The sequence below is a fragment of the Winogradskyella thalassocola genome (assembly GCF_900099995.1).
In the GTDB taxonomy this organism is placed as follows: Bacteria; Bacteroidota; Bacteroidia; order Flavobacteriales; family Flavobacteriaceae; genus Winogradskyella; species Winogradskyella thalassocola.
In genome coordinates, this window is sequence record NZ_FNCZ01000003.1 from 403,666 (window position 1) to 412,991 (window position 9,326).

Here is a 9,326-nt window from a genome sequence, read left to right on the forward strand (position 1 = left end):
TATAAATAGAATGAACATATTAGTCATAAATTCAGGAAGCTCTTCAATAAAATTTCAATTAATAGAAATGCCTTCTGAAACCTTAATTTGTAGTGGTTTAGTTGAACGTATTGGTCAAAAAGACGCGATACTTAATTACAAAACAGATCGTGTTGATATTAAGCAAATAGAACAAATAGAAAACCATACTGATGGTTTACAAAAGGTGGTAGATTTATTATTAGATCTTGAAATAGGAGTCATAAAAAACACCAACGAGATTGAAATTATTGGGCATCGTGTGGTTCATGGCGGGAATTCATTTTCTAATACCACATTAATTACAGACGCTGTAAAACAAGATATTAAAAAGTTTGGCTCATTAGCGCCTTTACATAATCCTAATAATCTTGAAGGTATCGTTGTGGCTGAGCAACTTTTTCCTAATGCAAAACAAGCTGCGGTTTTTGATACTGCTTTCTTTCAAACATTACCAAATAAAGCAAAAAGGTACGCTATTCCTAAAGCACTTTACAATGAAGAACAAATTCAGGTCTATGGTTTTCATGGAATAAGTCATAAATATGTTACAGAAAAAGCACTTGACTATTTAAAACTAAAAACGTCTAAGATTATTACAATTCATTTAGGTAATGGCTGCAGTATGACTGCCGTTGTAGATGGTAAAAGTATAGATCATAGTTTAGGATTTACACCTTCTAACGGTTTAATTATGGGGACTAGAAGTGGAGATATCGATCATGCTATTGTGTTTTACTTGGTGCATAGCTTGGGTTATGATTTAGATAAAGTAAATACATTATTAACCAAAGAAAGTGGCATGTTAGGTTTAACAGGTTATAGTGATTTAAGAGATATTGAAGCACAAGCTGCTAATGGCAATGAGGATTGTAAATTAGCGTTAGCAATGAATGCCTATAAAATTAAAAAGTATATTGGTGCATATACTGCAGCAATGAATGGTTTAGATGCTATTGTGTTTACTGCTGGTATTGGTGAAAACTCTAGTCTTATTAGAGGCTTAGTCTGTGAGGATATGGATTACTTCGGAATTAATTTAGATCCTAACAAAAACGACATTAGATCTAAAGCTATCAGAGAAATAAACACTAAAACTTCTAAAACCAGAATATTGGTTATACCTACGAATGAAGAATTAGAAATTGCGAAACAAGCTTTTGAATTGTTGAACTGATATTTAAAGAAGATCTCAACTACATCTTCCGCTGTTTAAAATCAGCTTCGACTTGTATCATAATCCATTTTGTGATTTTACTGGCAAAAACACCTCTAAAAACACTAACAATTGGTCGTAATATCCAACTGCTAATTCGTCCATTAAGCTCTGCTTTTAAAATGGCTTTCACTCTTTTTTTAATTGGTTTTTCAAGTTTTTTAAAAGCTTTAGAATCAAACTTTGGGAAGTCTTCCACTTCATAACTTGTGGGATTGGTATCTCCTTCAATCTTGCTAATATCAGGAATAATAGGCATATAGATTTTTTCGCTTCCATCATCTTGCTTTACAAGTCTTCTAAATTCAGCTATGGCAGCATCATTTACACCATAAAACAAATTATCAGGATCATTTTTATCACATTCTAAAAAGAGAATTCCTCTTAGAAAATTGCGAGCGTTATCTCTACCTAAGAAAAAATCGTGCTGTCTAAATTTAATATCAATAAAGCCACCAAAACCTTCTAAAGCTCCTGTAGCTAAAGGTGGATGATCTCTAACTTCCATTTTTCCGGGTTTCAATTTTCTAGGAAATGACATCAATTTAAATAAGCCAACACCATAAGTATCCGTTTGTTTATTGCGTGCTTGGTTAAGAATCGTTGGCACAAGAGCGCCAAGTATGCCCACAATGCTAGATATCTTATAATTAATTTTATCTGTTTTTATAGCATCGAAAAAACTTGGGAAAGGATCGATAAGTACTGTTCCAAACTTTGGGTTTTCTATATTTGGCGCACCATGTGTATTGATAAGGTGTCTTAAAACTTCATCAAATGGTTCATTATTTATTGTACCTCCGTCTATTGCTGTAAATTGAAAATTAGGAGTCTCCTCTTTATCAATTAAAACATCCATATCCTCTAGAAGTGATTTGCGAACTTTAAGACTATTGTTTAAATATTCAGTAGCAAATTCATCATTAAAATAACGCGGTTTCAAACCAATAGGAAATGCACCTGTTGCTTTTGTGACTTTGATTAGAAAATTTCTAGAATCCAGGTTGTGCGGAAGAAATGGTAAATAGTGTCCTTTGTCAGAAGCACTATCGTAATTCAATTTAAAATGTGCAACCACATCATGACTACTAACACGATGAGACGGTGTTTCATCTAAAAATTTCGATTTAATTCTACTTAATTTCACCTTATAATCTATAGGTCTTAAACTTGTAAGTGTAATTAATAATCTTAAATCTTCAGAAATAAAACTCGGTAATTTATCTAAACCAGCATCTTTTGGTAATTCATCAAAAACACGCTCTGCAATTGCATCAATAGGAGTAGAATTTAAAAGTGAAGGCGCTCCATGGTCAGTAGCAATATCTGAGGTATCGAGCATTTTTTCGAAAGTAGCCATACCTCTACTCTTTTCATTGTTTGGGGTTATATCATCATCTAAAAATACCCAACTATCATATAGAAAATTACCGGTTTTTACATTCGAAACTTTTTTTACAGGTTTCCAATTGCCAGAATAAAGCGCAAGTGTAGAAATCATTCCTACCATTCCTCCTGCTGAAGCACCACCAATCGCATCAATAACAACCTTGTGATTTGGAATATTACTATCAGGATTGTCAATCTGTTCTAGTTTGGCTTTTTCCCATTCAGAAAGAGCTTCTAGCAAATAATCCATAAATCCGGCAGTATAAGCACCTGCCGATACAGCACCTGCTAAAGAAAGACCTAAGTGAAACGTCTGTTTACTCATTATTTTTATATCTATATTTCTTATGACTAAAAATAGGAATTATTATTACGAAGTTGAATGTAAATCAAACTTATTCAAAATAGGAACAAAAAAAAGCGTCCTAAATAATTTTAGGACGCGTGTATAAAAGTATACGGTTATATTTATGATTTCGCTAAAGTTTCATTAGCTTTTAAAGTAATATTACGTTCTGCAACAAGAATACCATCTTCTGTTTTTAATTTAAGAATTCGAGTAGGATCTCCTTTTTTCGCCATACGCTTTCTACACGTTTTGGTTAGTAGTGGATCTTCATCAAATAAAAACGATTCTACAACATACTCTTGCTTTGATGGCTCTTTTACAAGTGGAAATATTTGTTGCAATTGATTGTATCTTCTATCTCCTCCAGGAACAAACGTGTATAATGTATATCTACCATCTGCATCCGTTTTTACCCAACTTCTATGAAAAACATAACGAGCATCTCCTGTGTTTCTTAAATCAAAATCACCATCCTCATCTGGTTGTTCAATAAAAAGAATAACATCCTTTGCAGGTGTTACACCATCACTTTGATAAATAATACCAGTTAACTTTAGTTTATTTGTTTTAGATCTATAATCTGGAATCGTATCTGTATTACTTAATTGATCTTCGGCACGATCATATATAGGACTATTAGAATCTAAAATAGAATTTAATTCTTGCGCTGCAGCGGTATTGAATGCTCCGTAGAAACATACAATACAAAACAAAGTTCTTAGGTTTTTCATGAGGATAAGCTTTTGGGTTTAATCAAAATTCATGCTTTTATCTCGTAATACCTTAAAAATCATATCAATGCTCCATTTTTACGATAAAGCGAAAAAAAGGACCAAAATTTCCGATGAAATACTATTATGTCATTAAAAAATTAATGACGACAAAATGCGACGACAGTGTTTTATTACAACCTTAAAAACAGGTAAAATTGAATGATTAAAAAAAACGAAAATACAGGTAAACTTACGTCTCAAAAAGGTAAGGTTTTAAAGGTCATGATACACATGAAATTTAGAACTTTTTAATTCGCAATAGGGTTTTTGATTTTGACTATAAGGCGTAAATTTTTGTCAAAAACCGGTTATTATAAGTTAAAAAAACCAAATAAATCACCAAAGTATTTCGTCGGTAATTTTTACGTTTAATCCACTAAACATGCAGTTTAACCTTGAAATATGTATTTTATATGAAAAAATGTTTAGTGAAAAATGCTTAAATAAAATTGTTTTATTTAATAAATTGTATAGATTTGTGACACTAAGATTAACTAAAAAGCGTGAATATGAAAACCAAATCTACTTTATTTTGTGCTCTATTTTTTCTAATGATTAGCATGAGTTTTGCTCAAAAAAAAGAGGAATCTCAAAGTATCATTAGTGGCAAAGTAAACATCTCAAAATATCATAGTCGTGAGGACTTAAAAACGATGAAAAAAGGAGAATTACTTGTTCTTTATATAGAGAGAATTGAAGTTATAGTAAATATCCTACCTAATATTGCTTTTGCAACTAAACCAGGAGTTACTATGGAAAATCTTGGAATACCAGATACAAAAGATAATAAAAAGGCCTTAGAAGATAATATTGAAGCTTCTATCTCTTATTTTGATAGTACTATTGAATTTCAAAAAAAGATATTACCCTATTCTGATACTACAGATTTAATTGCGGCAATACTTTTTTATGAATCAACTTTAAAAGCATTACATACCTACGACGATTTTAAAAAGGATTAGTTAGTTTTTTAATTATTACATGTGTTTTAAGAACCTTGACCATAACTGTGTCAAGGTTTTTTTTTATCCAATAATTTTTTTAAAATAATGTATATTCGGGTTAATGCTTTTGTTTTAACGGTAATCAGGTTTTATTTGTAGTTTAAATCATACAATATTGATTATATGATGTATTTCATCGATATTATTTGTGTTTCATGGAATATATTTATATGTTTGATGATAATTGTATTTAAAGCCCCTTAATCTAAATATCAAATTTACCTATTATGAAAAAAATTACTCTTACTTCACTTTTATTTCTGTTAGTGTTTGGTAGTTTATTTGCTCAACAGGAAAAAGGAATTACTGGCTATAATAATTGGCTAGACTCATGGACAGACTTTCAACCAAACAAAGCGAACTATGAAGAACCGACACAAATATTATCTGGGAACATTTCAGAAAATATAACTTTAACCAAAAGGAACACTTATCTTTTATTAGGTGAAGTTTTCGTTACAGATAGTACGACTTTAACAATAGAGCCTGGAACGGTTATACTCGGAGATTTTAAAACTAAGGGATCGTTAATTATTAGTAACGGTTCTAAAATTATAGCAGAAGGAAAGCCAACTGATCCCATTATTTTTACGTCTAATAGAACAGATAAAAAACCTGGAGATTGGGGCGGAATTTTTATACTAGGTGATGCACCTATTAACGTATTTGGTAAAGTAGCCTCTCTTAACTATGGCTTAAATCCATCATCAACAGAAAGCATTAGCTATGGTGGTGATAACATTGATAGTAACTCTGGCGTATTAGATTTTATTAGAATTGAATACGCCGGAAAGAAAACTAAAGGTTTTGAAAACTTCAGTGGACTTACACTTGCAGGTGTTGGATTAAAAACGGCTATAAGTAATGTTATGGTTAGTTATTGTGAAGGTCATTCATTTAATGTTTTAGGTGGTGAAGTTAACTTAACTAAAACAGTGTCCTTTAGATCTAATAAGAACGATTATAATTTTAACAACGGTACACAATGTCATATTGAAAATGCGTTAGCGGTAAGATCACCTTATATCTCAAGTGCCGATGGTTCTCGATGTATGTCTGCGACCTCTTATGATTTAAAAGAAAATGCAGATACTTCTAAAAAGCAAACTTTTGTAAATGCAGAAAACCTTACACTGGTTAACATAAGTAACGATTTAAAATCAGATATTAAAGTTGGCTTGGTACAAGAAGCTATTTTTATTGGACCAGACGTATCGTTTAATATTCATAAAAGTGTGATATCTGGTTTTAAGCCAGCTGTGATTTTTGATGAAGGTATTGAAATCAACAGCGAGAATTTAGAAAGGATCAAAATTACACGTTCATATTTTAATAACTGTAAAGGAAATATATTCAAAAAATACGCTTCTAATAACGATGATTTAGAGAGTTGGTACGGAAGTAGGGCTTTTGATAATGTGTATTCAAAAGGTCCAGACTCTGAAACTTTTATCGATTCTGATAACAGTAGAAGTCCAGATTTTAGATTAAGAATAAACAAAATTATAGCATCTAATGATTTATTTGATGATGACGACGATGAATAAAATTATTCTGAAATAGTTAGTAAATTTTAATTCATAGCATATCACATTTGTTACGACACTGATAAAACCCTAAATAGCTTATAGACCAAAAACTACAATTCCCAAACTAATGCTTAAACCTACTTTCCTAACACAATTCTTATATGGAATTTGCTTATGTCTCGTTACTATGACACAACGAGCTCATGCGCAAGTAGTAATTGGTACGCCAAATTTAGGCTTTACTCAGGCTTGTGCAAGTGAATCGTTTAACACCTTTAATACCACATTTATTTTTTCCCCAGAATCTGCATTAAACGCATCAAATGAATTTACTATTGAGATGTCTGATGCTGACGGCGATTTTTCAGATCCAACAATTATACATACTACAGCAGCAGGATCTGTAACTACATCACCGGCAACAATTGCTTTTTCTATTCCAGAAACAACAGCTGGTGAAAACTACCGTATTCGAATTAAAAGTAGTGCTCCTGTGGCAACTAGTTCTAGATCGGTTCCGTTTGCCGCTTATTATAAAATTCAAGATTCACCATTTACCATTAATAACTTAGTGTCTACTGGTGCATATTGTGCTGGAGGTAGTTATTTATTATCTATTGATAATCCAGGTAATGGCAATAACGATTCTCCGCTTCTTTACCCAAGTCTCACATTTAAATGGTACAAGGAAACTGGTCCAACAACGTTTGTTTTTGTGGCTGACGGCCCAACCTTATCTGTAAATACAGAAGGGACTTATTTTGTAAGAACCAACTATGGGACTTGTACTTCAGACTCATTTTCTAATCGTGTTACTATAAGTGAAGCCGTATCCGGAGAAGCTAATGCTGCCATTGTTTCAAGTTTAGGAAATCCATACTGCCCAGAACAAGGTCTTACGACTTTAAGCACTATAGGTGGTCTTTCATACCAATGGTATAAAGACGGAAATATAATTGTAGATGCAACAAGTCAAATGTATCAAACTAATGAATCTGGTATGTTTTCAGTACAAGTAGATTTAGGTGATTGTTCTGCTTCTGGTTCTATTGATTTAGTAAGTGAATTATTTGATAGCACTATCAATGTGCCAGAGTTTAATGAAATGTCTTCAGAAGAATCACTTTTAGTTACAGTAACAACAACAGCAATAAACCCTGAATTTACCTGGTATTTAAACGGAAGCATTATTATAGGTGCAACAGAGGCTTCATTCGAAGCTACTGAGTTTGGTGATTATGAGGTAAGCATTATGCAAACCACAGGATGTATGACCTCAGTGGAATATTTATTCTCTATTGAAGAAGCATTAGATCTTTTTCCAGAAGTAGAGCATATTCCAAACCTTATCAGTCCAAATGGAGATAGCATTAATGATACTTGGATAATACCAACCACCTACGTTAGTGGTACCGATACAGAAGTGATTATAATGAGCAATCAAGGTAAAGTTGTTTTACAAACTAAAGATTACTTAAATAACTGGCCAGAAAACGATTTAAAATTGACAAGTATTAACCAGGTCTATTATTACATCATTACAACATCTGATAATAAAACAAAAAAAGGTTCAATAACCGTAGTTAAATAACATGAAAGCACATTTCTTACTTCTTATATTATGTTTCTGTTCTATACAGACATTTTACGCTCAAGAAGATGACGGAGTGGTTTCACTTGCCATACCAACACGAAATTCATTAACCTTTAATCGTTATACTATAAACCCAACATTTAGTTTTGTGAGAGAGCAAACTAAATATATCAGTATTTATAATAAAAGAGAATGGGTGCAATTTGAAAACGCACCACTCACCTATTTAGCAAGTTATTCGGGACGATTTGGAGAGAATATTGGGGCTGGACTTGGCCTTTTTCAACAAAATTATGGAGTACTAACCACCTTTGGTGGTATTTTGAATTTTGCATATAATGCACAATTAGGTTACGATAGTAACCTTACTTTTGGTCTTAATATTGGTGCTTACAAAAGTGGTGTAAATACCGCAAACGTAGTAACTAACTTTGATGATCCTTCGTTGCAAAACGTACCCGAAAATTTTCTATTATCTATTAACCCAGGAATTAATTATGGAACTGAGTTTTTAGATTTTGGATTAGCTATAAGCAACTTGGCATTATATAATTTTGAATCTTCGACACTTATTGAAGATAATCCACAACAAGGCATTCAGGCTCACGTTATGTACACTGGCTACATGGATAGTAGAGGCTTCTTTAATGAAAGTAAATTTACCGGATTATTACGATCTGAATTTCAAAAAGAAGAAACCATTATATCTGTAGTGGCAATGGTAACTGTACCAAAAGGTATTTGGGCACAAGCGGGTTATAATACACTTTATGGTGCTTCTGGTGGGGTTGGATTAAATATTACTACACAAATTGCGATTGAATATAATTTTGAAACTGCTTTTGGTGATTTAAGTAATTATGGTCCTTCACATGAAATAACTTTAGCCTACCGATTTAAAAACGATAATTATTACGATTATAGTCGTGAAGATGAAGTGAGTAGTATTCTTTCATCAGATGGCTATAAAAAACGTCGTGTTACTAAAACTACAAAACCAAGTGTAGCAAGTCGTAAATCAACTATTGATGCTAAAGCTAAAGCCGAAGCCGATGTAGAAGCTAAATTAGTTGCAGAACAAAAGGCAGAAGCGAAAATTGAAGCAGATAAACAAGCTGAAATACTAGCAATACAGCAAAAAGAACAAAAAGAAGCTGAAGCAGAAGCCAAATTAATAGAAGATCAAAAAGCAAAAGAGTTAGCTGAAGCAAATGTTAAAACTAATGAAATTGAAGCAGATAAAAAAGCTGCAGAACGCGCAGAAACTAGGGCTAAATTACAAGCAGAACAAAAGGCCAAAGAAGAAGCTGCTGCTCGGGCTACATTATTAGCCGATCAGAAAGCTAAAGAAGAAGCTGCTGCTCAAGCTAAACTATTAGCCGATCAGAAAGCTAAAGAAGAAGCTGCTGCTCAAGCTACATTATTAGCAGAACAGAAAGCTAAAGAAGAAGCTG

The 9,326-nt window shown here is 32.5% G+C and carries 7 protein-coding genes; 5 read left to right on the forward strand and 2 right to left on the reverse strand.

What is annotated here, in order from left to right; all coding sequences use genetic code 11:
* The first annotated feature begins 10 nt into the window (after positions 1-10).
* Positions 11-1,195: an acetate/propionate family kinase gene (locus BLT80_RS10965; RefSeq protein WP_092467863.1), complete on the forward strand. Its 1,185-nt coding sequence runs from the start codon at positions 11-13 to the stop codon at positions 1,193-1,195.
* A gap of 19 nt (positions 1,196-1,214) precedes the next feature.
* Here the strand turns inward: BLT80_RS10965 and BLT80_RS10970 are convergent, their stop codons facing one another.
* Positions 1,215-2,948 carry a patatin-like phospholipase family protein gene (locus BLT80_RS10970; protein ID WP_092467865.1) on the reverse strand — a complete coding sequence of 578 codons (1,734 nt, stop codon included), beginning with the start codon at positions 2,946-2,948 and terminating at the stop codon, positions 1,215-1,217.
* A gap of 143 nt (positions 2,949-3,091) precedes the next feature.
* Positions 3,092-3,703 carry a peptidase associated/transthyretin-like domain-containing protein gene (locus BLT80_RS10975; protein ID WP_092467867.1) on the reverse strand — a complete coding sequence of 204 codons (612 nt, stop codon included), beginning with the start codon at positions 3,701-3,703 and terminating at the stop codon, positions 3,092-3,094.
* A 551-nt stretch (positions 3,704-4,254) separates the two neighbouring features.
* Here BLT80_RS10975 and BLT80_RS10980 point away from each other — a divergent pair.
* The 4 genes from BLT80_RS10980 to BLT80_RS10995 all read left to right on the forward strand — a co-directional run.
* Positions 4,255-4,707, forward strand: a complete 453-nt coding sequence (locus BLT80_RS10980; RefSeq protein ID WP_092467869.1) for a hypothetical protein — start codon at positions 4,255-4,257, stop codon at positions 4,705-4,707.
* Between the two features lie 422 nt (positions 4,708-5,129).
* On the forward strand, positions 5,130-6,296 hold the full coding sequence (locus tag BLT80_RS10985; protein ID WP_394331390.1) for a hypothetical protein: 1,167 nt from the start codon (positions 5,130-5,132) through the stop codon (positions 6,294-6,296).
* Positions 6,297-6,465: 169 nt separating this feature from the next.
* Positions 6,466-7,869 (forward strand): T9SS type B sorting domain-containing protein, encoded by a 1,404-nt coding sequence (locus tag BLT80_RS10990; RefSeq protein ID WP_245710226.1) that lies wholly within the window; start codon positions 6,466-6,468, stop codon positions 7,867-7,869.
* Position 7,870: 1 nt separating this feature from the next.
* Positions 7,871-9,326, forward strand: a 1,456-nt coding sequence (locus BLT80_RS10995; RefSeq protein WP_139181055.1) for a PorP/SprF family type IX secretion system membrane protein, incomplete at its 3' end; no start/stop codon positions are given.